The organism is Ectopseudomonas oleovorans (genome assembly GCF_003052605.1).
Classification (GTDB): domain Bacteria; phylum Pseudomonadota; class Gammaproteobacteria; order Pseudomonadales; family Pseudomonadaceae; genus Aquipseudomonas; species Aquipseudomonas oleovorans_A.
In genome coordinates, this window is the sequence record NZ_QASO01000115.1 from 1 (window position 1) to 23,502 (window position 23,502).

A 23,502-nucleotide genomic window follows, 5' to 3' on the forward strand; every position below is an offset into this window, starting at 1 on the left:
CTGCTGGCTTCCTCGCAATGGGTGCCATCCTCCAGCCGCAGCAGCTCGGCGATCTCATCCAGGCTGAAGCCCAACCGCTGGGCTGATTTCACGAAGCGCACCCGCGTTACATCCGTCTCGCCATAGCGGCGAATGCTGCCGTAAGGCTTGTCCGGTTCCGGGAGCAAGCCCTTGCGCTGATAGAACCGGATGGTCTCCACATTGACCCCGGCCGTCCTGGCGAAAACGCCAATGGTCAGGTTCTCCAAATTGTTTTCCATATCGCTTGACTCCGTACATAACTACGGAAGTAAGCTTAAGCTATCCAATTCAGATTCGAAAGGACAAACGTATGTCTGAACCTCAAAACGGGCGCGGCGCGCTCTTCACTGGCGGGCTGGCCGCCATCCTCGCCTCGGCTTGCTGCCTCGGGCCGCTGGTTCTGATCGCCTTGGGGTTCAGCGGCGCTTGGATCGGCAACTTGACGGTGTTGGAACCCTATCGCCCCATCTTTATCGGCGTGGCGCTGGTGGCGTTGTTCTTCGCCTGGCGGCGCATCTACCGGCCGTCAGCCGCCTGCAAACCGGGTGAGGTTTGCGCGATTCCCCAAGTGCGAGCTACTTACAAGCTCATTTTCTGGGGCGTGGCCGTGCTGGTTTTGGTCGCGCTCGGATTTCCCTACGTCGTGCCATTTTTCTATTGATCACAGGAGTTCACCATGAAAAAGCTGCTTTCCGCCCTTGCCCTCGCTGCCGTTGTTGCCCCCGTGTGGGCCGCCACCCAGACCGTTACGCTGTCCGTACCGGGCATGACCTGCTCGGCCTGTCCGATCACTGTCAAGAAGGCGATTTCCAAGGTCGATGGCGTCAGTAAAGTTGACGTGACCTTCGAGACGCGCGAAGCGGTGGTCACCTTCGATGATGCCAAGACCAGCGTGCAGAAACTGACCAAGGCTACCGAGGATGCGGGCTACCCATCATCAGTCAAGAACTGATCATGAAAGACCCGAAGACACTGCTGCGGGTCAGCATCATTGGCACAACCCTCGTGGCGCTGTGTTGCTTCACCCCTGTTCTGGTCATTTTGCTCGGTGTGGTCGGCTTGTCCGCGCTGACCGGCTATCTGGACTATGTGCTGCTGCCTGCGCTGGCGATTTTCATCGGCTTGACCATCTACGCCATCCAACGAAAACGCCAAGCCGATGCCTGCTGCACCCCGAAATTCAATGGAGTAAAAAAATGACCGAAATCACCGTGAATGGCATGACCTGCACATCCTGCGCCACCCATGTCAAAGATGCTTTGGAAAAGATTCCCGGCGTGAATGCCGCTGTGGTGTCCTATCCAGAAAGCCGCGCGCAAGTCATGGCAGACACCGCCGTGAGCCACAACCAACTGCTGGCCGCCATCGCCGCATTGGGTTATCAAGGCTCGATCCGGGTTGGTGATTTCAAAGATGAACCAAAAATCCGTGATGCACTTGAGGGCGCCGGTTTGCATATCGCCATCATTGGCAGCGGCGGGGCCGCGATGGCGGCGGCGCTGAAGGCCGTCGAGCAAGGCGCGACGGTCACGCTGATCGAACGCGGCACCATCGGCGGCACCTGCGTCAATATCGGCTGTGTGCCGTCCAAGATCATGATCCGCGCTGCCCATATTGCCCATCTGCGCCGGGAAAGTCCGTTCGACGGCGGTATTGCGGCAACTGTGCCTGCGATTGACCGCAGCAAACTGCTGGCCCAGCAGCAGGCCCGTGTCGATGAACTGCGGCACGCCAAATACGAAGGCATCCTGGACGGCAATCCAGCCATCACCGTTTTGCACGGTGAAGCGCGTTTCAAGGACGACCAGAGCCTGGTCGTCCGTTTGAACGAGGGTGGCGAGCGCGAGGTAACGTTCGACCGCTGCCTGGTCGCCACCGGTGCCAGTCCGGCCGTGCCGCCGATTCCGGGCCTGAAAGAGTCACCCTACTGGACTTCCACCGAAGCGCTTGTCAGCGACACCATTCCCGCACGCCTGGCCGTGATCGGTTCGTCGGTGGTGGCGTTGGAACTGGCGCAAGCCTTTGCCCGGCTCGGCAGCCAGGTCACGATCCTGGCACGCAGCACCTTGTTCTTCCGGGAAGACCCGGCCATCGGCGAGGCCGTGACAGCCGCTTTCCGCGCCGAGGGCATCGAGGTGCTGGAGCACACGCAAGCCAGCCAGGTCGCCCATGTGAACGGCGAATTCGTGCTGACCACCGGACACGGTGAATTGCGCGCTGACAAGTTGCTGGTTGCCACCGGTCGGGCACCGAATACGCGCAGCCTCGCGCTGGACGCGGCGGGGGTCACTGTCAATGCGCAAGGGGCCATCGTTATCGACCAAGGCATGCGCACGAGCAACCCGAACATCTACGCGGCCGGCGACTGCACCGACCAGCCGCAGTTCGTCTACGTGGCAGCGGCCGCCGGCACCCGTGCCGCGATCAACATGACCGGCGGCGACGCAGCCCTCAATCTGACCGCGATGCCGGCAGTGGTGTTCACCGACCCGCAAGTCGCCACCGTGGGCTACAGCGAGGCGGAAGCGCACCACGATGGCATCGAGACCGACAGTCGCACGCTGACACTCGACAACGTTCCGCGAGCGCTTGCCAACTTCGACACACGCGGCTTCATCAAGCTGGTCATCGAGGAAGGTAGCGGACGGCTCATCGGCGTGCAGGCGGTGGCCCCGGAAGCGGGCGAACTGATCCAGACGGCGGTGCTCGCCATCCGCAACCGCATGACGGTGCAGGAACTGGCCGACCAGTTGTTCCCCTACCTGACAATGGTCGAGGGGTTGAAGCTTGCGGCGCAGACCTTCAACAAGGACGTGAAGCAGCTTTCCTGCTGCGCTGGATAAAAAAGGAGGTTTTCAATGAGCGCCTACACCGTGTCCCGGCTGGCCCTTGATGCCGGGGTGAGCGTGCATATCGTGCGCGACTACCTGCTGCGCGGATTGCTGCGTCCGGTGGCGTGCACCCCGGGCGGCTATGGCCTGTTCGATGATGCCGCCTTGCAACGGCTGTGCTTCGTGCGGGCGGCCTTCGAGGCGGGCATCGGCCTGGACGCGCTGGCGCGGCTGTGCCGGGCGCTGGATGCTGCGGACGGCGATGAAGCGGCCGCGCAGCTTGCCGTTCTGCGCCAGTTCGTCGAGCGTCGGCGCGAAGCGTTGGCCGATCTGGAGGTGCAGTTGGCCACCATGCCGACCGAGCCGGCACAGCACGCGGAGAGTCTGCCATGAACAGCCCCGAGCGCTTGCCGTCCGAGACGCACAAACCGATCACCGGCTACCTGTGGGGCGCGCTGGCCGTGCTCACCTGTCCCTGCCATTTGCCGATTCTCGCCATTGTGCTGGCCGGCACGACGGCCGGCGCGTTCATCGGAGAGTACTGGGGTATCGCAGCCCTCACGCTGACCGGTTTGTTCGTCCTGTCTGTGACACGACTGCTGCGGGCCTTCAAAGATCGATCATGAGCGCTTCCCATTGAGACAAACCACGCTGTCGCTACGTTGCCTCATGCCGGCATCAAATTCGGCTGAGTAGCTTCTCGCCATCTGGACGTAGCTCACCCTTGGGTGAAACATGCCGATACAGGGTCTGCCGCGTGACGCCAAGTTCCTGGCACAGGTCGCCGACCTTGGTCTCTGGCTGACCCATTGCCGCCATCGCCAGCCGCAGCTTGGCGGCGGTCATCTTGAACGGCCGGCCGCCTTTCCGCCCGCGCGCGCGGGCCGAGGCTAGGCCGGCAATCGTGCGCTCCGCGATCAACTCGCGCTCGAACTCGGCCAGGGCGGCGAAGATGCCAAAGACCAGCTTGCCGGCGGCGGTCGTGGTGTCGATGGCCGCGCCGTGCCCGGTTAATACCTTCAAGCCGATGCCGCGCCCAGTCAGGTCGTGCACGGTGTTGATGAGATGTCGCAGGTCGCGTCCGAGCCGATCCAGTTTCCACACGACCAGTGTGTCGCCAGTTCGCAACGCCTTCAGGCAGCTCGTCAAGCCGGGCCGATCCTCGCGCATGCCGGATGCCTGGTCCTCGTAAAGATGTACTGGATCGACCCCGGCGGCAATCAGCGCGTCGCGCTGCAAATCGGTAGCCTGGGAGCCGTCCGCCTTCGATACCCGCATGTAGCCTATCAGCATGTCGTACCTGTCACATATACGTTCGATTATGTGACAGTGTGAGCCAGAAAGTTCTCGCCGTCAAAAACTGTCACTTAACCCGTCATTTAGTCTAAGACCTGCAAACGGCCATTCAGGCTCGTAATGTGACAAAAACTCCGGCGGGATGCCCTCCTTGGTGAACGTGGCGCGCAAACGTTCCAGGGATTCGGGGTCGCGTCGCCCGTAGGACGCCAGTGTGAACAGCAAGCGGGCCGTCTCCGGGTTGTGTCGCGCTTCAATGATGGCCTCATCGATGGCCTGGGCTGCTCGTTGCCAGTGGTTGATGGGTTCCGGCTTCGGCACCTTCGCCGGCAGGCCGTTGGTGAAACCAGTGTGCGGCTCCGTCTGAAACAGCGCGGCCTGTTCCCCGCGCGGGATCAGCGCCTTTGACTCGATCAGCGTGATGGCGGTGGCCGCCGCCTCCAGCATCTGCCACTGCACCGCCGGGGCCAGAATCTCGTAGGGACGCCACAGACTCTGCCCGGCGCGCAGCGGATGGCCGCAGCGCTCCCAGACATGGCGGATGCTCGCCGAGCAACTGCCGCAGTGCGAGAGCGGCGTGTTCAGCTCATCAAGCAGGGTGCGCAGCAGCCGGAACCACAAGCCGGCGTGGACACGCCGACGCGGCAGCTCCACAAAACCCGTCGTCAGCGCCTGCCAGGTGCGCCGGTCCATGCAGGCGATTGCGTCATCGGCAGGGCGCGGCGCAGCATCGGCGATTTCCCACTGAAGATACCGGCCGGGCATGCCCCAGTAGGACTCCAGCCAGCAGCCATGCTGCGGGCAGCTCAGCATCAAGGGGAGCTGCCAGACGAGTAGCACAGCTTGATTCGTTGGATCGTTCAGACACTGCGGACACGCCCGGCGAATCGTCTGGCTCGGTAGCCAGGCACGCCAGCGAGTGATGGACCGCACCTTGCGGGTGCGCTTGGGCAGGAGCACCGCGCATTGGAATGTATAGGTTTCCAAGGCTGCTGGTACCGAATCGTCGAGACTGTCGAGCAGCCACGGCACCCAGCCTGCAAGACTCATGCTGCGCAACCGCTCCAGCTCGACGCCACTGCGCTGGCAGAGCGCCGTCAGCAACGACAAGGATGGTGCGGTATCCAGGTCATCAAGTTGGCTGTGACCAAGATCGTGGGCCAGCAGCTCGTGCACGTCCATCTGGTAGCAGGCGGCGACCCGGTTGAGCCATGAGGACAGGGCTTCGCCTTCCTTGGGTGCCGGATGCAGCGGCCAGCGCGGCGCGGACTTCACATCAGTTCCCGCTCGAACTGTCGCCGCCGCTCACTGGGGCCGATGTAGTCGGCCATGCTGAGCGTGCGGTGGTTGATCGCTTCCTCGCCACTCTCCACGGCGGCGACGGCCGTCGCCACCAGCAGATGTGCAAGCTCGCCGATGGTGCCTTCGCTCCGGGTGAGCAGGTAGCGGGCCATGTCCAGCGTGGCAATCGGGGATGGCCGCCGTAGCGGGAGTGACGCCGCGAAGCTGGCCAGCAGCGAGCAGCAGTCCTCATTGGCCTCCCACGGCGGCAGCAGCATCGGCTCGAAGCGGTTTTCCAACTGATCGTCCGAACGGATGGCCAGGTACGCCTCGCGCGTGCCGACCCCGACCAGGGGGATACGCAGCTCGTTGCCGAGGAAGCGCAGCAGGTTGAGGAACTCGCGCCGGTTAACGCTGTTGCCAGCCAGTACATTGTGCAGTTCGTCGATCACCAGCATGCGCACGCCGACCTTGCGCAGCAGGGCCAGCGCCAGTTGCTCCATTTCCGGCAGCCGTGGGCGCGGGCGCAGCGGCGCGCCCATCGCAGCCAGCAGCGCGACATAGAAGCGGATCACCGATGGCTCTGACGGCATCTGCACGACCAGCACCGGGATATGTTCTTGGTCAGCGTCGGTGCCGACCGGGTGCGCCCGCCGGAATTTCTCGACGATCATCGACTTGCCGTTGTTGGTGGGGCCGACCAGCAGCAGGTTTGGCATGCGTTGCTTGTTCGGCCACGCATACAGAGTTTCCAGCCGGTTCAGCGCCTCGACCGCGCGCGGGTAGCCGATCCAGCGGTCGGCGCGAATGCGCTGGATGCGCTCGTCTGCCGGCAGCCTGGCCAAACCCTGTGCCGCTGGCAGCAGGTGGGACAGGTCAATGACGGGATATTCGTCCACGGCTACCACTCCTCGATCTGATCGAACGGTTTGGCCGGCGGCAGGTTGTCTGCCTGCGGGTCAGCCATGTCCACATCCGGCGGTATGGGCTTGGCCGGTGGCTCCGACGTCTTGAGGTGCTGGCGGCGATCAGCGTCGCGCCGCGCCTTGCGCGTGGCCTTCTGGGCGGTGGTCACGATCTCGCGCATCTGCCCGATCATGCGGAACAGCGCCGACTCGTCCACCTGCTCGCGCCCGAGCTGACGCAATTTGGCCAGCGCCTGGCGTTGTTCCCAGAGGGTGACGGCCGGATGGGACAAGGTGCGGTAGTGGATCTCCAGATAGTGCTGACCTTCCGGTTCCAGTACCCAGATGCGGCTGATGTCGCGCGGATCGCGCCGGATCAGGAAGGCGGGCAAGCGCTCGCGCCGGGCAATCCACGGCTTGAGGGCGTCGGCGTAGTAGTGGATGTGGTCGATGACAAAGCCGGTGCGGGTCAGGGTGCGGCGGATCACCGGCAGGAAATCGACCAAAAACGCGGTGGGGCGGGTAACGACGGCCGGGACGCCAACGCGCTCCACGGCCTCGGCCCAGCGCGCGGCCGGCGGCTGGAGCAGGCCGTTGTGCACGGAGCCGTGATAGGTGCCTACCGCCAACGCGAGCCAGCGCTCCAGCTCGCGCAGCGTCAGGGTGGCCATCTTCTCGGAATCGTACTCGCCGCGCTGGCCGGGATTGGAGAAGGTCGTCCCCGGTAATTCGTCGTGGATCATCTGCATCGCCGTGCCGATGATCCGTTCCACGATGCCGCCGTAGTGCGGCTGGCCTGGTGGGCGATAGTCCAGCCGGATGCCATGCTGTTCGCAGCCACGGCGCAGCGCTTCGCTTTTGAACTCGGCCGCGTTGTCCAGATAGAGCAGCCTGGGCTTGCCGCTCATCGGCCAGTCCATTTCCACATTCAGCCCTTCCAGCCAGGGCCGCTTGTCGCAGGCGGCATGCGCGAGGCATAGGCCGACCGAGACGGCGGACGGCGCTTCCAGCGTGACCACCATGCCGAGTACGCAGCGCGTGAACACGTCGATGGCGAGGGTCAAATATGGGCGGCCAATCGGTTGCCGGTCGCGCTCGTCGACCACGATCAGGTCGATGACGGTGTGGTCGATCTGCACCTGTTCCAGCGGCATGGTGACTTCGGGCGGAATGCCACCCGCGCCTTGCAAGGGACGGGCAGCGTCCTGCCCGCCCCGGCTGCGGGCTATTTTCGCCGGGTGTAGTCCGGCAATCCGCTGGGCCACGGTGTTGCGCGCCGGCACCGGCAGCTTCTGGGTTTTGCACGCCTGCGCGACTTCGCGGTGGAACGCCGCCAGGCTGCGTTTCTGCTTGGTCAGGAAGCGCTTTTGCAGCAGCTCGCGGATGATGCGCTCGACCGGTTCCGGCAAGCGCCCCTTGCCTTTGCCGCCGCCGGATCGGCCGGGCGTCAGGTCTGTTACCAGGCCAGTACCCTGCCGGGCGCGACGGATCAGGACATATACCTGTCGCCGGGACAGGCCCAGCGCTTGGGCTGCCTCATCGGCGGCTTCATGCCCGACCACCTCAAGCGCTGCCAGTGGCCCGATGATTTCCGTCCGGTGCCGGGCTTGCGCCCATGCCTCGTCGGGCAGGGTGGCCACGCCTTGCGCGGCAATCGGTGGAGTGTCTGATGTCATGCCCAAACCTCGCTTTGGTGCACACGAGTATTGAGCATAGTCGAGATTGGTGCAGACGACTCCTGATATTGGGCTGTCAGGAGCCGTATGCACACCAGGCGTTACATCCAGTCAGATGGTGCGGTCGTCTTCTGAAAACGACACATGTGTCAAAAAATGCGAAAGATGACTCTATTCTGACGAAGCGGCGCGGCCCTGCCTGACATCCAGTTAGGGTATAGCCTAGATTGACATGCGCGATGCAACCCTTAACTTGCTTGCACCTATCGTTTCCATGCTAGCTTTATCGTAACGCTAAGGATGGTCTGAAAAAGTCCTTTCTCGAAAAATACAGCTCAGCAACCATGCGGGTTACAGGGAGGCGATTTCGATAAACAGAGGCTTTTTCAGAGTTTCCCTAAGGATGGTCTGAAAAAGTCCTTTCTCGAAAAATACAGCCCAGCAACCATGCGGGTTACAGGGAGGCGATTTCGATAAACAGAGGCTTTTTCAGAGTTTCCCTAAAGAAATTGGGCTTAATGCCGAACACAATAAAATAAAACAGCCAACCCTTGAGGCTCTTATGCGCCAGAATTTACCAGTGACGGGTCGAAACTTAGAACTCCCAAAAGATGCCAATATTCTTTCGACTACCTCCCCTCAAAGCCATATCACGTACGTTAATCCTGACTTCATTAAAATCAGTGGTTTCACTGAGGAAGAACTATTAGGCCAGCCTCACAACATCGTAAGACACCCAGATATGCCGCCTGCTGCATTTGAGCATATGTGGAGTACATTAAAATCTGGCCGCTCATGGATGGGGCTAGTAAAAAATCGCTGTAAAAATGGCGACCACTATTGGGTAAGTGCTTATGTAACGCCAATAGCTAAGAATGGTTCGATTGTTGAATACCAGTCTGTAAGGACCAAGCCTGAACCTGAGCAGGTTTTGGCTGCGGAAAAATTATATGCTCAACTGAGAAGCGGGAAGGCCGCGAGGCCGAAATGGGCTGCTAGCTTTTCCGTGAAGATACTCTTGCTCATATGGGGTAGTATTATATCAAGCGCAATGGCTGCCGGCATGCTTACTGATACATCAATAAGCAGCTTATTGTTAGCTACTTTAATGTCAGGAAGCTTAAGCTCTGTTAGTGTTTTGGCTATTCTCTCTCCTCTTGGAAGACTGGTTGAAAGAGCCAGGAATATTTCCAATAACCCATTAAGTCAATCCCTCTACACTGGGCGCACCGATGAGTTTGGCCAAATAGAGTTTGCTTTACGAATGATGCAAGCTGAAACAGGCGCCGTAGTAGGTCGCATAGGTGATGCATCAAATCGGCTTAGCGAACACACCCGAAGCCTACTAAAGGATATTGAGTCAAGCAATGTACTTACAGTTGAGCAGCAGGCAGAGACAGATCAAATAGCAACGGCAGTAAACCAAATGGCGGCAAGCATTCAAGAGGTTGCGAGCAATGCACAGCATGCTGCAGATGCGGCCGGAAGAGCAGACACTGAGACGGCATCTGGCCAGCGTCTGGTAGCCCACACAAGCCAGTCAATCACTGCCCTTGAAGGTGAAATTAGGCAAGCCGCTCAGGTTATTCATGAGCTTGAAGGTCAAAGTAACGAGATATCAAAAGTTCTTGACGTTATACGAGGGATCGCCGAGCAAACGAATTTGTTGGCACTCAACGCAGCAATTGAGGCCGCGCGTGCTGGTGAGCAGGGGCGTGGTTTTGCTGTTGTCGCCGATGAGGTTCGCAGTCTTGCTGCTCGCACACAGCAATCGACAACGGATATTCAAAGCATGATCAGCGCTCTACAAGAGCGAGCGCAATCCGCTGTTACAGTCATGGAGCAAAGTAGTCGGCAAGCGCACACGAGTGTAGCTCACGCAGAGGAAGCAGCTACAGCTCTTGATGGAATTGGCCAACGCGTTAACGAAATTACCGACATGAACGCGCAAATAGCGACTGCGGTCGAGCAGCAGGGAGCAGTAAGTGAAGACATAAACCGCAGTATTATCAATATACGCGATGCTGCTGATACCAATGTACAGACCGGGCAGAATAATTTGCAAAGTGCGAAATCTGTCGCTCAGTTAACTAGCGCTCTGAGCGAACTGGCAAAACAGTTTTGGGAAAAACGAGGATAACGCTTTTCAGTATCTCGACAGGGATAACTTACTTTACCATCGGTATCCCTTTTAGCCGCACAAATTTTAGCCATGGCTTTTCAGGAAGTCAGGGCTATCAGAATGGCCTTAGAAAGCCTAGTCAAAGAGCTGTCACGAGAACACCGTTAGCTTAGCGTACGATTTTTTCCGAATTCTGCGGTTCCCCCTAGCTAAGCCTTACGTTGGTTTTTGGTTCCACTGCTCCCCAAACCCCTGGTTCGCGCCTTCGGCGCTGCGCTGTCAAAGTCGTGGGCTACTCGCCCACACCGAGGCAGGGGCAATGCCCCTGCACGATATGTCTAAAAGCATGCCTCCGGCGGCCCTCCGGGGGCGCTCGCCGCGAGCAGGGGTGCCGGGGGAAGAGCACCCCCGACACCCTCTGCGGAGGCTTGGGTCGCTACATGCGCGTCAAGGGGCCGTGGCTTCGGCGCTACGCGCCTGCAGGCCGCACCAACCCCTTGACCCGCACTCCGCTTGAAAAGCTCACCACGGAGCTCATGCGCAGGCAGAAGAGCAAAGCAAAAGCAGCCCAAAAGGGAAAGGAATGATGTCGGAGCGGTGCAGGCGGCAAGCCGCCAGAGAACCCGGCGGCGCCTGTGAGACGGGCGATCAGCTCCAGGCGATCGCGAGCGAGCTCAGCACGAGCAGATGCAACGGGTAGAAGGCGTACATCCATCGTCCGACCGGGCGGACTGGCGGCGCCTGGACCTGCAGCATCAGCAGGCCGAGCAACGGCGCGACAGCGATTGCGGCAACTTGGCTGTACTGAACCGGCGACAGATCCCGGAACACCGCCAGCAGTGCGCCGTTGGCCAGCAGTGCGATCAGGCCGGCGCCGATGGCCAGTACCTGGAACAGATCCGAATCCCGAACGCGGATGGCCACCACCAGAACGGCCGGCAGCAGCACGCCCCAGATGCCGTACGCGATGACAGAACCATAGGCGTATGCGATGGCCACGCAGAGCACTGCGCCGACGATCAGCGCCGGCGTCCGGTGCTGAACCGCCGCGGCGACCGGCAAACCGAGTGCGAGCGTGAACAGGATGTTGAGCGTGCCGTTATCGAAAAACTTCGTGTAGGCCGGCTGGCTGAGCAAGGCGAACAGCAGCAAGCCGCCCAGGTAGCGCCTGATCCCGACCGGGTAACCTGCAGGCTGGCGGGCAACGTTGGCCGCAATGGCCACGCAGAACAGCGGGAATGCCAGCCGGCCGGCTACGCGCAGGCCGTATCCTGGATCCTGCCACTCGGGCGGCAGGACAAACCAGGCGTGATCAAGGACCATGGCCACCAACGCAAGCCACTTCACCCAGTCGAGCGCACTATCGCGCTCGATCTGAATCCCCGGTACCGGCACCGCCATCGACGTGGCCATCTCATTACACCTCGATTTGGTGGAGCTCGTGCAGCAGCTCGATCGCCCTGGTTGAGGAACCGTTATCGAGGAGGCCTTGAGCACTGAATGCAGCCAGAGTCGACGTGAGCAGGAAGGCGAACATTTCAGGATCGCCCTCGGCCTGTTGGACATTGCGAGCCAGGGCCTCATTCAGGCGCTGCCAGGCGCCGGCATAATCGATTGCAGTGGCCATATCAGTTCCCCTCCCTTCACAGGCATCGTCCAGCGTCTTGTTCACCCACTGACTAAGCTTCAGGCCCTCCATCTGCGATTGCTTGACCCAGCGTGCCTTGATCTGTGAGTTGACGCGCACTTGTAACTGGCTGTCGGCAGGTAGGTCACCAGCAGCATTCAGATTTCCGATGTTGCCGTGGAACCCGCGCGGCGGGTGGCCAGACTCTCCATCGCGGAAGCCTTCGCCACGATCATCATCAAGCGCTCTCCAAGCGTCGATACTTCCAGGCACCTGGAAGCTGTCGCCATGATAGTGGCGGCGCAGTCCATGCTGGTAGCCGATGGCATAGTCGCCACTAATGGTATCGGCAGCAGCTAGATAGGTTTTGAACTGACTTTCCTTCATACTTCACCTCAACAAAAAGCCCCGCCATAGCGGGGCCTTGGTAGTTAGATTTCCGCCACAGCGTGCCATTGCGCAATAGTCAGCACCCCATCTTCTACCAGCTCTTCGCACTTGCCGAAGAGTCGGCTAAGGCAAATATCGGCGCGTCCTTGCTCATCTTCGAGTAGAAGGCGGACGGCGTGGCCGTAGTTGATCAGGGCGGTGAAGGGGTCATGCCGAGATAAGGGGAAAATTCACTCACTTCCCCTCTATCCATATGATTAATATCACAATTTTAAAAAACCACATGGGTATCGCGATGCGGCGATTCTGACGTGTGTCACCCAGGTCGATCGCTGCTACACGGCGAGGAAAACATGGTTGGTGCCGACGTGGGTTACAGGTGTAGGAACAAACAGTTCCCTGATGCTTAGGAATGAGGTCGATTAACAACCTCAGAAGATCCTTCAGTTGAACCGGTCGCGGCAAATCAGGCAGCCGGAATGAATGATTCTATAATCACTCTATAATTGACTATAAAGACCGTCCTAGAGCGGCAGCTAGGCTGCTCCCTGTGACTTGAGGCTTCCCCTCCCTGTCAGACTTGTTTCGCACGTCTGGGTATTGCGCCCCCGCTAGCCGTTAGCAGCCTGGCATCCTCGTCTGGGCACTGGTTTGGACCGGCTGTGAGAGAATGAGGCTGGCCAGTACGACAACAATGCTGGGAGCAATGATTGGCCCATATGCCCAAAACCTATGGCACGCATTGTTCAGGGGGATGTTATGGACAAGCTCTACGACAGGCTGGTTTTGCCGAGAGGCCACTACCGCTTGCATGTGGCGGTACTGACGGGTCTGCCTGCTTCGTTGGTCTCTGATCTGGCCCAGGCGCTTGGGCGATCGCCCGTCCAGATAGCGGAATGGGTCGGAGTATCCTCCCTCAGTGCGGCAATGTCTTTGCAGGCAAGTGAGGTTTTCTGTCGCCTTGTCGAGACTCTCGATGCGCTACTGGAGCTGTACGAAGGGGACCTAGAAGGTGCACTCCGCTGGCTAACGGCACCGAATGTGGTGTTGGCCAATGAGAGGCCGGTCGAACTGTTGGCAACAGAAGCTGGTACGCGCGCCGTGCAGCAGGCTATTCATGCGATTGAATATGGCCTGCCAGTGTGACCCTTATCGGAGTTCTGGAGCAGTGAAGCGATTCTAAGGTTTGGATGGCCACCGCCCGCCCGCAGCTGGAGGTACTGACCATGGAGCATACCAATACTCCACCGCCTGAAACGGTCATAGACATCACTTGTGATGTCTGCTGCCAGAGCATTCGCGCAGAAGGCTATGGCCAACAGTTTGGAACCCTTCAGGCAAACTGGGGGCATGGTTCCAAGCACGACGGTGAGCGTTATGAGGTTCGGCTGTGCGAAGTCTGCTTCTTCAGAACCCTGAGCCATCTTCGCCGCAAGCGCATGGTCAACACCATGTTTGATGAGGAGCCCGATACCGCTCAGGATGAGTTCGGCCTGCTGCGAATTAAGTAGGCCGATCTGGAGTTGGCAAAGGCACTGGGGTGTCGGTATCAAGGCTCTGGGCCCAGGTCTCGACCAATGCGTGATCGATCACCAAACCCTCGCTCACATCAGCTAATGCCTCGTGTGTTAGATCAGCGAATCTTCGGTCGTCATTCGAGTTGGCCATTCCGCGTCCATTTTGCCGTGCCCGGCTGCTAGCCGATGGGCGCTGGCTCTGAATAGCCCGTCTTCACGCCCTGAGTGGCGGCGTAATGGCGGGTTTGGAAAGCCAGAACATCCTGCATCTGCTTGCTGACGTCTTCTTCCAGCCCCCACTCATAGGCCAGCTTGTCGAGCTTGTAGCGAGAGACCAACTGGGTCGCCCGCGGCGAGCGTTCTGCCGGTTTCAGGTTCGACCAGCTGCTGACAAAGCCTTTTAGGCGCGCGGCTTTGTCCGTTGATACACAGGGAAAGCGACGCAGCAGGTCGACCAGATAGAGGGCACGCAGCTTCTGTTCAGGCTGGCGCAGCTTGCCCGCCACTTCACGCTGCAATACCGGCACGAGGTCGCGCTCTTCGTACCACAACTGCTTGGCGAGCTCCACGAGAGCATCGGACGCAACTTGGCTAAGGCGCTGCTGAGTGACAGTCTCCAGGAGCGCGCCAAAGCTTTGTTTACGATCCAGACGTGGCATCTCGCCGATCCTCCAGGTACTTCGCTGTGACCAGTTTCAGGCAGCCTAGCATTGCGCTTCGGTTGCCCACAGCATAATCGATTGCCTCTGTTGCCAGTGTAACAAACTGGCCGACATCGACACGGCCGCATTCGATGAGCTGTTCGATATCAGATTGATCGTTTTCCGTAAAGCGGCCGAGCTTGGATATTGCCAGATCCACGCCGGCAGCAACGAAAACATGCAGCGGCTGCTCACCCTCGAAACCCTGCATGGGGATGGCACGCTCACGGTAGTCCTCGTGCAATGGCCCGAGGGCATTGGTGTAGTTCTGATCCAAGTACACCTGCAAGTCGCGGCCGTCGCTGTCCTCATAACCCTCTGGCGGTGTATAGACGGCCATGATCTCTTCCTTACGCAGCACACGGGCCGCCTCGATCTCCGCATCGATGTCCGCACTACCACGCGCATGGGTGAGCAGGTGCACCGCGCAGCCGCCGAAGATGAAGACCTTGAGCGAGCCTGGCGGATTGCCATTCAGTAGCGGCAAGGCCCGGGCGAACAGATTACCAATGGCCTGGCCCAGCGGCGTAGTCAAGCGGACAGGTTCCGCAGCCCCCTCACTGGCAGTCTCAAGTAGTGTCATCTTCACCTCCACTCAGCGCATAGGCTCAGTGTGCCGGTTCATGGGCTACGTGCGCCATCGCTGTTCGCAAGCGGCGCCCCGAGTAGCTTCAGCTGTGCAGTGGCTTCGATCAGGCGCTCCTGCAGGCCTTGCGCCTGTTGCGTCTGGATCGCGGAGGCTTCACCCAGCCGGGACACCTCCTCATGCAATGTGCGACAACGCTGTTCCAGGGTTTCATTCAAGCGCTCGGCGCCGGTCAGCGTGTTTTGCAAGGCCTCCAGGGCCTGAGCTTTCTGTGCCAGTAGCTGTTGCTGCGCATGCTGCTCTTTTTGCAACTGCCGCGCTTCTGCGAGCAGGCGCGCATTGTCGCGGTTCAGTTGGGTCAACTCGTCCTGTTTGACGATCAGGGTCTGCTGCAATTGCCGTAGCTCTAGTTGCAGTTGCTGCATCTGCGACTCGTGTCGACGTTGTTCCTGCTCACGCTGCTCCTTGCTGGCTTGGCGGTAGTGCTCCAAGGCGTCACGTGCGTGCTGATGCTTTTCCTCTAGCGAGCGAATCTGCCCATCGCGGTCTTGCAGGCGCTCCTCCAGGTCGCGGTTGGCCTGCAACAGGCGGGCATTCTCGACCTCGCCCTGTTGGCGTCGCTGCTGCTCCTGCTGTAGCGCGTGCTGGACAACCTGGAGCTGTTCTGTGAGCCCGCTGCACTGACTTTCCAATTGCTGGATTCGGCTTTCGGCCAGCCGCGCTTGGTTCTGGAAATCAAGCCGGTCATGTGCCAGTTGTTCGCGCTCCTGGGCCACGGCCGCCTGCGCATCTTCCTTTAACTGATCTGCCAGTTGGCCGACCAGATTGGCCAGCTGTTCGCTGAGCGGGATCGAGGCCGTATCTCGGCCGCGCTCGGCGTCTTCGAGCTCTTTCAGGTAGCGGTGAATGGTGGTTTTCGAGCCGGTATTGCCAAGTTCGACCCTTACCGCGTCGATGCTGGGGTTCTCGCCCCGCGCCAGAATTGCCTGCCGCGCCTTCTGAACCAGTGCCTTGTTGATGCCGCCGCGGGCCATGATCTGCTCCTACGATTTCGTATTATATTACATACTATGTATTTACATACTATATTTAATTGATGTAAAGCGCGTTTAAAGCAAATAAATCAGATAAAATAATGGAGCATTATTTAATCAGATGGCAAAAACGGTCGCTTGACAACCGTTTTCCAGTACACAAAGGGCAATCTCGGGCGATGAAGGATGTCGGTCGCTATCTGCAAGCCGGTACGCGGGAAAACACTCGCCGCAGCTACCAATCGGCCATCGAGCACTTCGAAGTGACTTGGTGCGGCTTCCTGCCCGCCACCAGCGACAGCATCGTGCGCTACCTGGTGGACTACGCCGACACCCTAAGCCTTAGCACGCTCAAACAGCGCCTGGCCGCCCTGGCCCAGTGGCATATCGCCCAGGGCTTTCCTGATCCGACCAAGACGCCCACGGTGCGACAGGTGCTCAAAGGCATCCGCACATTGCATCCGGCGCAAACGAAGCAGGCTGCACCGTTGCAGTTGCAACACCTGGAGCAGGCGGTTCACTGGCTGAATCAGGAAGCCGAACGGGCTCGGCAGTCCGGAAACTTGACAAGCCTGCTGCGCAGTCGGCGCGATGCGGCGCTGCTGCTGATCGGCTTCTGGCGCGGCTTTCGCAGCGACGAACTCTGTCGACTGCAGGTCGAGCATATCCAGGCCGAGGCCGGTGCTGGCATGAGCCTGTTCCTGCCGCAGAGCAAGGGTGACCGGGAAAACCTCGGCACGACCCATTACGCACCGGCCCTGAAACGCCTCTGCCCGGTACAGGCCTATCTCGACTGGATCAGTGTTGCCGGCATCACCCGCGGCGCAGTGTTCCGCCGGCTGGATCGCTGGGGGCGGCTGAGCGACGAGGCCTTGCATCCTGGCAGCCTGATCAGCTTGTTACGGCACATCCTACAGCGCGCCGGGATACCGGCTGAGCTGTACACCAGCCATTCGCTGCGCCGTGGCTTCGCCACCTGGGCCACGGCCAACGGCTGGGATCTCAAGGCGCTGATGACCTACGTGGGTTGGAAGGACATCAAGTCGGCCATGCGCTACATCGACCCCGCCATCTCCTTTGGCGGCCTGGCGGCGAAACCCGCCCTTGAACTGATTACTGGCACTTTGACGCAACTGCCAGCTTCTCACTAACATCGACGCACGACAGGAGTGAAGGTGCAATGAGTACGCAGACCAGCATCGAATGGACGGAAATGACCTGGAACCCGGTGGTGGGCTGCACCAAGGTATCGCCGGGTTGCAAACACTGCTATGCCGAGAACATGGCCCACCGCCTGCAAGCCATGGGCACGCCGGGTTACGAGAACGGTTTCCGCCTGAGCCTGCGGCCGGAAAAGCTTCAGGAACCGCTGCAGCGCAAGAAACCGACCATCTACTTTGTCAACTCGATGTCCGACCTGTTCCACGAGCAGGTGCCGGACGAGTACATCGACCAGGTGTTCGAGGTGATTCGCCAGGCGTCTCAACACACCTTCCAGATTCTCACCAAGCGTGCCGAGCGCTTGGCCGACTACTTCAGCCAGCGGACTCCGCCCGTGAACGCCTGGCTGGGAGTATCGGTCGAGGACAAAGCCTATGGCGTGCCGCGCATAGACTGCCTGCGCCGCATAGACGCAACAATCCGCTTCCTCTCGGCCGAACCCTTGCTGGAGGATCTGGGCGAGTTGGATTTGACCGACATCCACTGGGTCATCGTTGGCGGTGAGTCGGGTGGCAAGGCGCGTCCCATGAAGGAGGAATGGGTCGACAACATTCATCGCCAGTGCGATGAATTCGGTTCGGCCTTCTTCTTCAAACAATGGGGCGGTTGGGGAGCCGATGGCGTTAAACGCTCGAAGAAAGCCAACGGCCGGCTCCTGAATGGCCAAACCTGGGATGAGATCCCGCTGCTCAACCTCGCCTGATCACCACGACAAGGACTACTCGATGGCCAAGGATGACGAAAAATACCGGTGGGATTGGGCGAGCCAGACTTTTCCAACCATCGACCCGCACAGCAAGATCAAACACCAGATCATCGATGAGTACATTCAGACTTACATTGATGTCCTGATGCGCAATCAGCAGATGCCTGCGCTGGGCCTGTCGGTCGTCGATGGCTTTAGTGGCGGTGGTATCTACAACGATGACGCGGGTGGCAAGCACTTCGGATCGCCGGTGATCGCCCTGGAGGCAATTCAAGAATCCGAAGTTCGCAATAACCTTGGCCGTATTAAACCCCGTCCCATCCGCTCCCAGCATTATTTTGTCGATGTGAAGAAAGACAACATCGACTGTCTGCACGCCGTCCTGGCCAGCCGAGGCCACAGCCAGCGCTTCGGCCGCGATGTACACCTGCATACCGCCGAGTTCACCCAGGCGTTACCGGCGATCGCCCACAACCTCAAATCGTTCGGCATGAGCGAGCGGGTTCTGTTTCTGCTGGATCAGTACGGCTACAGCGACGTGCCGTTCTCCAAGATCAAATGGATCTTTCAGAACATAGCCAATGCCGAGGTGCTGCTGACCTTCAATGTCGACTTCCTGGTGGCCTATCTCTCCGACCGCCAGGCCAATCGAAAGGCCATCTCCAATATCGACTTGGAACGGCATATCCCATGGGACATGCTTAAGCACCTGAAGGCGCATAACCCGCGCGATTGGCAGTACCTGATTCAACGCTGCCTATCCGACGGGATCAAGGAGGAAACCGGCGCACCGTTCATGACCATCTTTTTCATCCGCCCCGTGGGCGCCAACCCCATGGCGTACTGGTTCATCCACTTGGCGAAGAGCTACCGCGCCAATGACGTGATGAAGAAGATCCACTGGAAGTACGGCAACAACTTCTCCCACATGCTGTCTCCCTCATGCTTCTTTGGCTATGACGCCAATCGCGACATCAAGGTGACGGATCAGCAAGAGCTGATATTCGAGGAGGAGCATCAGTTCGATATCGTCACGGATACCCGCATCCGAGGTGAACTGTCGGAGTTGCTGCCCAAGCAGGTTTACGAGGTTGAACAGCAATCGTTTGGAAGCCTAATGAGTGGGCTTGCCAATTACACGATGGCGGACGAGTCACGGGTGAAGCAGGCTCTGGATATTGCAGTCTCCAATGGTGATCTCCTCGCCGTGGACAAGGACGGTAAGAAAAAACGCCGCAAGGGCAGCAGTATCAAGATAACCGATACCCTAGTGGCCCCACCCCAGCGGCCCTTTTTCTTTCTGCCACCGCCTCCGAAAGCGAAGGTGGATGAGTCTTGAGACCGAGCAACGGCATGAAACTTGGGGCTTACCCGGTACTGGAAGAGGATGTGGCCCGGCTGTCGCCGCTGATCTACGAACACATCAACATACTCGGTCGGTATGTCCTTTGCGGTACCGGAAGAGGTCGCCCGCGGCGAGCTGCGTCCGCTGCGCAACCCTGACTACGACCTGTAATCCACCCGAGCTCTACGGGCAACACCCACGCAGCTGCTGCTGGATCGGCGGCCACTTCACCGAGCCGAACGAACAGAACACGCAGCATTCCCCCGGATTGGGGCGCAGCAGCGCCTTGCAGTTGCTGCACTCGTAATAGAACTGGCAGGCGTCCGCGGGCATGGTTTCCGGCTTGGCGAAGCCGCAGAGCGGGCAGGTCGCCGTGAGCTCGTTGTCGCCGGTGAGCAGCACCGTGCGCAGACCATCTTGCGCTGCGCACTGACCGCCTCGACAGCATCCGCCCGCAGTGTGTCGCCGAGAGCAAGCACGCCCGTCGAGGGCTACTGCGATGACCGTTCGGCCTACCTCCTCCAGCGTGCGAATGCGATATATACGCTTCATAAAAATGGGCATATAGGTTCCAAAAGGCCTGATGCTCGAAACCTCGCAGAGGTGCCGGCAACCTTCAGCGTCATATAACGTGCCTCTGAGCCGGGTCCACCTCATCCACCATCTCCCGGAATGTCTGATCAGCGCTTGACCTTGCCACCATGGTAAGGATTACGCTACTACTGAAGTCTAGTGATCGGCACACAAGCCTCGCATTTGAATGTGGCCCATCAGCTCCTTCGCATCATTCGTCACAGGACGGATTTTGAACTAACGTAAGAACCAGTAACTAAGCTGCTCCTCTGAATTGAGGAAATGATAATTGTGATGACTCGAAGACGGGATAGAACGCTAATCAAGCTGCTCATGGCGCTGCTTCTGTTTATGGGGGCAGCCCATGGCAGCACCCAGGAATTCAACCCTGGGTCGGCGAGTTCATCCCTCAATTGCTTGGTCATGCAAGGAATGCAGACTGAGACCGACACGCAAGTAGGCGGTTTGTGTCCTTACATGGATGATCAAATGTCCTGCTCGATCAGTTGCGCTGCCTCTTATACTGGAGCAGTAACAAGCATTGTCGACTCATCGCCCGTCAACACTTCGCCGCAACACGATTATTACACCTCCCTCCTTGGCCGCATGGCCGTCGCTCCCGATCCTTTTCCTCCTAAGCAGACTGTTCTGATCAATCTCTGAAGCTGTATCTGAAGCTATTCGTTGACGTCCGCTGGGCGTCTGTTTAGACGAAAAAATTTGGATATGGTCGCCGACATTTTGATTGTTGTTCATGCCGACAAGCATGCGGAAGCAATTCCCTGAATCGCCAGGGACCGCTATCCGCTTGAGGAGAGTGCCCAATGAAAAAACTGAAACTTTTGCTTGTGCCTGTATCGATACGCACAAGACGAGCCACAGCTCTACTCGCTGCAGTGGCGCTGCTCGTGGCTGGAGGTATGGCTCATGCCGCTCAGGAACAAGCCATACAAGGGGTACAGGGCGATATTCAGCAGATCCCGGTCGAGACCTACCACTACGGGATGAAGCTGGATATTGCCCGGGTCTTGTCCATCAGCGATACGAGCCAGGAGTGCGGCGTTGTGCCTTCGATCATGCGGTACGAAGACAGCAGCGGAGCCCCACGGGCCTTGGAGTATCAGATTTATGGCGGCGGTTGTTCTGATAATTGAGCGGATGCGCCTGAACCAACCTTGAGGACTACACCATGATCAAGAACACGACGCTTTACCTAAAAGGCTTGTTGCAGCACCACCCACTGATTGCGGGACTTGCGGTTGCCGTAGCGTTCACTCTGCTGTTTAACCTGGGCGGCCTGTTTGCTGTAGCCACCCTGCCTGTTCTGCTTTCTGTTCTGCCGTGCCTGGTGATGGTCTGGCTCTGCATGAAGAGCATGGGTGGCGAGACCTGCAAACAAGAAGTTCCAGAGCAATCATCGCTAACCCGAATGAACGAAACCACTGTTGTCGATCAGGAGAACCGCCATGCGTAACGCCCTTATCTATACCGCCGCACTTGCCTCCGCAATAACGTTTGGTACGGCTTCCGTTGCTATTGCCGAGGCGTCCAAGGATACCGCCAAGAGCGGTTCCGAGATGATGATGGGAGAAGGCATGCACATGATGGACGGCAATAAAATGCCAATGATGGGAATGATGCAGGAGATGAATTCAATGATGAAGAACTGCAACGAAATGATGGAAAACATGAACAAGCAGATGAGTAAGGAGGCGGGTCAAGGCGACAGCAAGGCGCAGTAAAGAGCTCGTTGCTTGCCACCCCCTCTAAAAGCCTCCGGCGTAGAGGGGAATAAGTGAATGGCGCCGGGTACGGCACCGTCAGCGGTGTCGATACCCGGACGCTTCGAGATTTTCGCTACACAGTTCCACTGCCGATCGATAGGAAGGAGCCTGACCATGAATGACTTCGCCATGCACTACGGGCACTGGGTCTGGGTGCTGGTGATGGTATTGATTGCCTCCTGGCTTCTCTACCGCTTTGCCGCCCCACGCAGCTGGCGTGAGTGGACGGGCGCCGGCCTGGTGCAAGCGTTCATCATCGCGTTATACGCCGAGATGTATGGCTTCCCGTTGACCATCTATCTGCTGACGGGGTTTCTGGGCATCGATCTTCCTCTGACGGGCTATTCCGGGCATCTCTGGGCCACCTTGCTGGGCTACGGCAGCCTCGGCGCCACGCTGGAAATGCTGCTGGGCGGAGTATTCATCGTCATTGGTCTGATGCTGTTGATCCGCGGCTGGGTTCAGGTCTACTACGCCAGCCTGGAGGGCCAGTTGGCCACCCAAGGCGTCTACAGTCTGGTCCGTCACCCGCAGTACACAGGGATCATGCTGGCCGTTTTCGGTCAGATCATCCATTGGCCAACGATCATCACCTTGCTGTTGTTTCCGGTGATCGTCTTTGCCTATGTTCACCTGGCCAGGCGGGAAGAATCAGTGTTGACGGCGCGGTTCGGCGAGGCCTATCAAGCCTATCGCCGGCACCTACCGATGTTCTTTCCACGCCGGCAGGAGTGGGGGCGGTTTCTCCACGCACTGTTCTTTCCCCATCCCAAATAGCCGGATGCTGCGGAAAACTTCGTCCCACCTCTGCGCGGGACAACCATGCCGCGTCGCCCCGGCCTTCCTTGCTTGCCTTTGAGCCGCGGCTGCATCACTCCAGAGTCTGACCGGCTTTGGCGATCGCGCTCCAGGTCGTGCCGGCGTCCTTTGATAGATAGACGTCACGTTTGAAGGTCGCCGTCGCCCATTCCTTTGGCTGGACTGGGTTCTGTGCAAGATAGGCGATAGCGTCCTCATCCAGCTCAGGCACGCCGAGCGGGGTAATCTCGCGCGTCTTCAGATCCAGCCTGGATAGCTTGGCCGCGTCGCCGTAGCTACCGAACCATAGGCTGCTGCCATCAAGACTGAAGGTGACGCTCACTACCTGTTCGCCTTCGACGACCGCCCTGAAGCGTTGACCCGCATCGCGCGACAGGTACAGGCCCGCTCCGGTCGCCACCGCGACCAGCCGGTGGTCGCTCGGATGCACCGCCAGTGCGGTCGGCGCCTCGCCAATTCCCTGCGCGGATGCGCGCTGCCAATTGGCTCCATCGTTGCGGCTGTAATACAAGCCCGGGACGCTCATCCGCGAATTCGGACGGGTGTTGTAGACATATAGGGTTGCGCTATCGTAACCGCTGGCCAGCAGGTGGAAGTCCGACTCGCCTTGTAGGCCCAGTTGCTGCCACGTGCGCCCTCCATCGCTGCTCTTGATCACTCCGAACGGATTGACCAGACCGCTGCCGCGGGCTGGGTGGCCGCTGCTGTAGATCGCCTGGCGCGTCACCGAATAGCCCATATAGTCGTGTGCAGGTCCGGGTGCCTTGCTCCAGCGCCCTTGGCTATAGACGGCCAGGCCGTGGTGACTGGGAATGGACAGCTGTTGACCATCCGGGCTGAACGCCAGTCCGTGTACATGTTCTAGGGTGACCGCTGCATCGCCGCAGGCGGCGACAATGGTGACGGCGGCTAGCAGCCCGAGTCTAGCTGCGCCGCGTAGTAGGAATATCAGAGCCATCATCGCGTCTCCAAGTGAGGGCCATCTGTGCCAAGGCCTCTTTCGAAAAAAGAGGCGCCTGATCCAGGCGCCTAGGGCCAACCTCCAAACCAAAGGAGCAACGGGAGGA

29 protein-coding genes are annotated in these 23,502 nt (G+C 59.3%); 17 read left to right on the forward strand and 12 right to left on the reverse strand.

The window, feature by feature from the left end:
* On the reverse strand, nucleotides 1–260 hold a 260-nt coding region (locus DBO86_RS19350; RefSeq protein ID WP_146173217.1), incomplete at its 3' end, for a MerR family transcriptional regulator.
* A gap of 71 nt (nucleotides 261–331) precedes the next feature.
* Here DBO86_RS19350 and merT point away from each other — a divergent pair.
* The 6 genes from merT to merE are packed head-to-tail and all read left to right on the forward strand — an operon-like array spanning nucleotide 332 to nucleotide 3,478.
* Nucleotides 332–682, forward strand: coding sequence for a mercuric ion transporter MerT (gene merT / locus DBO86_RS19355; protein WP_001294667.1), 351 nt, complete (start codon nucleotides 332–334; stop codon nucleotides 680–682).
* Between the two features lie 15 nt (nucleotides 683–697).
* Nucleotides 698–973: a mercury resistance system periplasmic binding protein MerP gene (merP, locus tag DBO86_RS19360; protein ID WP_000735441.1), complete on the forward strand. Its 276-nt coding sequence runs from the start codon at nucleotides 698–700 to the stop codon at nucleotides 971–973.
* A 2-nt stretch (nucleotides 974–975) separates the two neighbouring features.
* Nucleotides 976–1,221, forward strand: coding sequence for a mercury resistance system transport protein MerF (merF, locus tag DBO86_RS19365; RefSeq protein ID WP_000654684.1), 246 nt, complete (start codon nucleotides 976–978; stop codon nucleotides 1,219–1,221).
* Nucleotides 1,218–2,864: a mercury(II) reductase gene (merA, locus tag DBO86_RS19370; protein WP_000136268.1), complete on the forward strand. Its 1,647-nt coding sequence runs from the start codon at nucleotides 1,218–1,220 to the stop codon at nucleotides 2,862–2,864. The genes merF and merA overlap by 4 nt, the downstream gene beginning before the upstream one ends.
* Nucleotides 2,865–2,879: 15 nt before the next feature.
* Nucleotides 2,880–3,245 carry a mercury resistance co-regulator MerD gene (merD, locus tag DBO86_RS19375; RefSeq protein WP_003465059.1) on the forward strand — a complete coding sequence of 122 codons (366 nt, stop codon included), beginning with the start codon at nucleotides 2,880–2,882 and terminating at the stop codon, nucleotides 3,243–3,245.
* Complete coding sequence (gene merE, locus DBO86_RS19380) at nucleotides 3,242–3,478, forward strand: broad-spectrum mercury transporter MerE (protein ID WP_001087809.1); 237 nt, start codon at nucleotides 3,242–3,244, stop codon at nucleotides 3,476–3,478. Before merD ends, merE begins: the two co-directional genes overlap by 4 nt.
* Nucleotides 3,479–3,530: 52 nt before the next feature.
* Here merE and DBO86_RS19385 read toward each other — a convergent pair whose 3' ends face one another.
* Genes DBO86_RS19385 through DBO86_RS19400 form a run of 4 tightly spaced genes read right to left on the reverse strand, consistent with a single transcriptional unit; the run spans nucleotide 3,531 to nucleotide 8,010 of the window.
* Nucleotides 3,531–4,145 carry a recombinase family protein gene (locus DBO86_RS19385; RefSeq protein ID WP_000904941.1) on the reverse strand — a complete coding sequence of 205 codons (615 nt, stop codon included), beginning with the start codon at nucleotides 4,143–4,145 and terminating at the stop codon, nucleotides 3,531–3,533.
* 60 nt (nucleotides 4,146–4,205) lie between these two features.
* Nucleotides 4,206–5,423, reverse strand: a complete 1,218-nt coding sequence (locus DBO86_RS19390; RefSeq protein ID WP_003465063.1) for a TniQ family protein — start codon at nucleotides 5,421–5,423, stop codon at nucleotides 4,206–4,208.
* The gene (locus tag DBO86_RS19395) at nucleotides 5,420–6,328 is read right to left on the reverse strand and encodes a TniB family NTP-binding protein (RefSeq protein ID WP_108234581.1); all 909 of its coding nucleotides are present in this window, start codon (nucleotides 6,326–6,328) and stop codon (nucleotides 5,420–5,422) included. The genes DBO86_RS19390 and DBO86_RS19395 overlap by 4 nt, the downstream gene beginning before the upstream one ends.
* Nucleotides 6,329–6,330: 2 nt before the next feature.
* A complete protein-coding gene (locus DBO86_RS19400; RefSeq protein WP_003465068.1) occupies nucleotides 6,331–8,010 on the reverse strand; it encodes a Mu transposase C-terminal domain-containing protein in 1,680 nt (559 codons plus the stop codon).
* A 562-nt stretch (nucleotides 8,011–8,572) separates the two neighbouring features.
* Here DBO86_RS19400 and DBO86_RS19410 point away from each other — a divergent pair.
* Entirely contained in the window at nucleotides 8,573–10,150 is a 1,578-nt protein-coding gene (locus tag DBO86_RS19410; RefSeq protein ID WP_108234582.1) for a methyl-accepting chemotaxis protein, read from the forward strand.
* A 630-nt stretch (nucleotides 10,151–10,780) separates the two neighbouring features.
* Here DBO86_RS19410 and DBO86_RS19415 read toward each other — a convergent pair.
* Nucleotides 10,781–11,545, reverse strand: coding sequence for a TraX family protein (locus tag DBO86_RS19415; protein WP_244185580.1), 765 nt, complete (start codon nucleotides 11,543–11,545; stop codon nucleotides 10,781–10,783).
* A 4-nt stretch (nucleotides 11,546–11,549) separates the two neighbouring features.
* Entirely contained in the window at nucleotides 11,550–12,146 is a 597-nt protein-coding gene (locus DBO86_RS19420) for a hypothetical protein (protein ID WP_108234584.1), read from the reverse strand.
* A 762-nt stretch (nucleotides 12,147–12,908) separates the two neighbouring features.
* Here DBO86_RS19420 and DBO86_RS19425 point away from each other — a divergent pair.
* Both DBO86_RS19425 and DBO86_RS19430 read left to right on the forward strand, forming a co-directional pair.
* Entirely contained in the window at nucleotides 12,909–13,295 is a 387-nt protein-coding gene (locus DBO86_RS19425; protein ID WP_043503894.1) for an antitoxin Xre/MbcA/ParS toxin-binding domain-containing protein, read from the forward strand.
* Nucleotides 13,296–13,339: 44 nt separating this feature from the next.
* Complete coding sequence (locus DBO86_RS19430) at nucleotides 13,340–13,660, forward strand: hypothetical protein (protein ID WP_003124104.1); 321 nt, start codon at nucleotides 13,340–13,342, stop codon at nucleotides 13,658–13,660.
* A 185-nt stretch (nucleotides 13,661–13,845) separates the two neighbouring features.
* Here the strand turns inward: DBO86_RS19430 and DBO86_RS19435 are convergent, their stop codons facing one another.
* Genes DBO86_RS19435 through DBO86_RS19445 form a run of 3 tightly spaced genes read right to left on the reverse strand, consistent with a single transcriptional unit; the run spans nucleotide 13,846 to nucleotide 15,987 of the window.
* Nucleotides 13,846–14,325, reverse strand: a complete 480-nt coding sequence (locus DBO86_RS19435) for a hypothetical protein (protein WP_003124105.1) — start codon at nucleotides 14,323–14,325, stop codon at nucleotides 13,846–13,848.
* Entirely contained in the window at nucleotides 14,306–14,950 is a 645-nt protein-coding gene (locus tag DBO86_RS19440; RefSeq protein ID WP_003131939.1) for a DUF6036 family nucleotidyltransferase, read from the reverse strand. The genes DBO86_RS19435 and DBO86_RS19440 overlap by 20 nt, the downstream gene beginning before the upstream one ends.
* Nucleotides 14,951–14,988: 38 nt before the next feature.
* On the reverse strand, nucleotides 14,989–15,987 hold the full coding sequence (locus DBO86_RS19445) for a DNA-binding protein (protein ID WP_023911060.1): 999 nt from the start codon (nucleotides 15,985–15,987) through the stop codon (nucleotides 14,989–14,991).
* Nucleotides 15,988–16,166: 179 nt separating this feature from the next.
* Here DBO86_RS19445 and DBO86_RS19450 point away from each other — a divergent pair, with 179 nt between their 5' ends.
* Genes DBO86_RS19450 through DBO86_RS19460 form a run of 3 tightly spaced genes read left to right on the forward strand, consistent with a single transcriptional unit; the run spans nucleotide 16,167 to nucleotide 19,253 of the window.
* On the forward strand, nucleotides 16,167–17,138 hold the full coding sequence (locus DBO86_RS19450) for a site-specific integrase (protein WP_003131935.1): 972 nt from the start codon (nucleotides 16,167–16,169) through the stop codon (nucleotides 17,136–17,138).
* Nucleotides 17,139–17,167: 29 nt separating this feature from the next.
* Nucleotides 17,168–17,911 (forward strand): phage Gp37/Gp68 family protein, encoded by a 744-nt coding sequence (locus tag DBO86_RS19455; RefSeq protein WP_003131934.1) that lies wholly within the window; start codon nucleotides 17,168–17,170, stop codon nucleotides 17,909–17,911.
* 22 nt (nucleotides 17,912–17,933) lie between these two features.
* Nucleotides 17,934–19,253: a three-Cys-motif partner protein TcmP gene (locus DBO86_RS19460; protein WP_003131931.1), complete on the forward strand. Its 1,320-nt coding sequence runs from the start codon at nucleotides 17,934–17,936 to the stop codon at nucleotides 19,251–19,253.
* Between the two features lie 189 nt (nucleotides 19,254–19,442).
* Here the strand turns inward: DBO86_RS19460 and DBO86_RS19465 are convergent, their stop codons facing one another.
* Entirely contained in the window at nucleotides 19,443–19,661 is a 219-nt protein-coding gene (locus DBO86_RS19465) for a GDCCVxC domain-containing (seleno)protein (RefSeq protein ID WP_021702875.1), read from the reverse strand.
* A gap of 504 nt (nucleotides 19,662–20,165) precedes the next feature.
* Here DBO86_RS19465 and DBO86_RS19470 point away from each other — a divergent pair.
* The 5 genes from DBO86_RS19470 (at nucleotide 20,166) to DBO86_RS19490 (ending at nucleotide 22,393) form a co-directional block, all read left to right on the forward strand.
* Entirely contained in the window at nucleotides 20,166–20,495 is a 330-nt protein-coding gene (locus DBO86_RS19470; RefSeq protein WP_125896094.1) for a hypothetical protein, read from the forward strand.
* Nucleotides 20,496–20,656: 161 nt separating this feature from the next.
* Entirely contained in the window at nucleotides 20,657–20,986 is a 330-nt protein-coding gene (locus DBO86_RS19475) for a DUF2790 domain-containing protein (protein WP_071543060.1), read from the forward strand.
* Nucleotides 20,987–21,021: 35 nt separating this feature from the next.
* On the forward strand, nucleotides 21,022–21,306 hold the full coding sequence (locus DBO86_RS19480; protein WP_003131929.1) for a hypothetical protein: 285 nt from the start codon (nucleotides 21,022–21,024) through the stop codon (nucleotides 21,304–21,306).
* Nucleotides 21,299–21,574, forward strand: coding sequence for a hypothetical protein (locus tag DBO86_RS19485; RefSeq protein ID WP_021702871.1), 276 nt, complete (start codon nucleotides 21,299–21,301; stop codon nucleotides 21,572–21,574). The genes DBO86_RS19480 and DBO86_RS19485 overlap by 8 nt, the downstream gene beginning before the upstream one ends.
* Nucleotides 21,575–21,730: 156 nt before the next feature.
* Nucleotides 21,731–22,393 carry a methyltransferase family protein gene (locus DBO86_RS19490; protein ID WP_031275452.1) on the forward strand — a complete coding sequence of 221 codons (663 nt, stop codon included), beginning with the start codon at nucleotides 21,731–21,733 and terminating at the stop codon, nucleotides 22,391–22,393.
* A gap of 94 nt (nucleotides 22,394–22,487) precedes the next feature.
* On the opposite strand, the gene DBO86_RS19495 is transcribed toward DBO86_RS19490, so the two are convergent.
* Nucleotides 22,488–23,393 carry a F510_1955 family glycosylhydrolase gene (locus DBO86_RS19495; RefSeq protein WP_031275450.1) on the reverse strand — a complete coding sequence of 302 codons (906 nt, stop codon included), beginning with the start codon at nucleotides 23,391–23,393 and terminating at the stop codon, nucleotides 22,488–22,490.
* Nucleotides 23,394–23,502 lie beyond the last annotated feature (109 nt).

Bases quoted from the DNA above. Each gene is read 5' to 3' on its own strand.
- merT (WP_001294667.1), top strand. From the start codon at position 332: ATGTCTGAACCTCAAAACGGGCGCGGCGCGCTCTTCACTGGCGGGCTG.
- merP (WP_000735441.1), top strand. From the start codon at position 698: ATGAAAAAGCTGCTTTCCGCCCTTGCCCTCGCTGCCGTTGTTGCCCCC.
- merF (WP_000654684.1), top strand. From the start codon at position 976: ATGAAAGACCCGAAGACACTGCTGCGGGTCAGCATCATTGGCACAACC.
- merA (WP_000136268.1), top strand. From the start codon at position 1,218: ATGACCGAAATCACCGTGAATGGCATGACCTGCACATCCTGCGCCACC.
- merD (WP_003465059.1), top strand. From the start codon at position 2,880: ATGAGCGCCTACACCGTGTCCCGGCTGGCCCTTGATGCCGGGGTGAGC.
- merE (WP_001087809.1), top strand. From the start codon at position 3,242: ATGAACAGCCCCGAGCGCTTGCCGTCCGAGACGCACAAACCGATCACC.
- DBO86_RS19385 (WP_000904941.1), bottom strand. From the start codon at position 4,145: ATGCTGATAGGCTACATGCGGGTATCGAAGGCGGACGGCTCCCAGGCT.
- DBO86_RS19400 (WP_003465068.1), bottom strand. From the start codon at position 8,010: ATGACATCAGACACTCCACCGATTGCCGCGCAAGGCGTGGCCACCCTG.
- DBO86_RS19410 (WP_108234582.1), top strand. From the start codon at position 8,573: ATGCGCCAGAATTTACCAGTGACGGGTCGAAACTTAGAACTCCCAAAA.
- DBO86_RS19415 (WP_244185580.1), bottom strand. From the start codon at position 11,545: ATGGCCACGTCGATGGCGGTGCCGGTACCGGGGATTCAGATCGAGCGC.
- DBO86_RS19420 (WP_108234584.1), bottom strand. From the start codon at position 12,146: ATGAAGGAAAGTCAGTTCAAAACCTATCTAGCTGCTGCCGATACCATT.
- DBO86_RS19425 (WP_043503894.1), top strand. From the start codon at position 12,909: ATGGACAAGCTCTACGACAGGCTGGTTTTGCCGAGAGGCCACTACCGC.
- DBO86_RS19430 (WP_003124104.1), top strand. From the start codon at position 13,340: ATGGCCACCGCCCGCCCGCAGCTGGAGGTACTGACCATGGAGCATACC.
- DBO86_RS19435 (WP_003124105.1), bottom strand. From the start codon at position 14,325: ATGCCACGTCTGGATCGTAAACAAAGCTTTGGCGCGCTCCTGGAGACT.
- DBO86_RS19440 (WP_003131939.1), bottom strand. From the start codon at position 14,950: ATGACACTACTTGAGACTGCCAGTGAGGGGGCTGCGGAACCTGTCCGC.
- DBO86_RS19445 (WP_023911060.1), bottom strand. From the start codon at position 15,987: ATGGCCCGCGGCGGCATCAACAAGGCACTGGTTCAGAAGGCGCGGCAG.
- DBO86_RS19450 (WP_003131935.1), top strand. From the start codon at position 16,167: ATGAAGGATGTCGGTCGCTATCTGCAAGCCGGTACGCGGGAAAACACT.
- DBO86_RS19455 (WP_003131934.1), top strand. From the start codon at position 17,168: ATGAGTACGCAGACCAGCATCGAATGGACGGAAATGACCTGGAACCCG.
- DBO86_RS19460 (WP_003131931.1), top strand. From the start codon at position 17,934: ATGGCCAAGGATGACGAAAAATACCGGTGGGATTGGGCGAGCCAGACT.
- DBO86_RS19470 (WP_125896094.1), top strand. From the start codon at position 20,166: ATGGCGCTGCTTCTGTTTATGGGGGCAGCCCATGGCAGCACCCAGGAA.
- DBO86_RS19475 (WP_071543060.1), top strand. From the start codon at position 20,657: ATGAAAAAACTGAAACTTTTGCTTGTGCCTGTATCGATACGCACAAGA.
- DBO86_RS19480 (WP_003131929.1), top strand. From the start codon at position 21,022: ATGATCAAGAACACGACGCTTTACCTAAAAGGCTTGTTGCAGCACCAC.
- DBO86_RS19485 (WP_021702871.1), top strand. From the start codon at position 21,299: ATGCGTAACGCCCTTATCTATACCGCCGCACTTGCCTCCGCAATAACG.
- DBO86_RS19490 (WP_031275452.1), top strand. From the start codon at position 21,731: ATGAATGACTTCGCCATGCACTACGGGCACTGGGTCTGGGTGCTGGTG.
- DBO86_RS19495 (WP_031275450.1), bottom strand. From the start codon at position 23,393: ATGGCTCTGATATTCCTACTACGCGGCGCAGCTAGACTCGGGCTGCTA.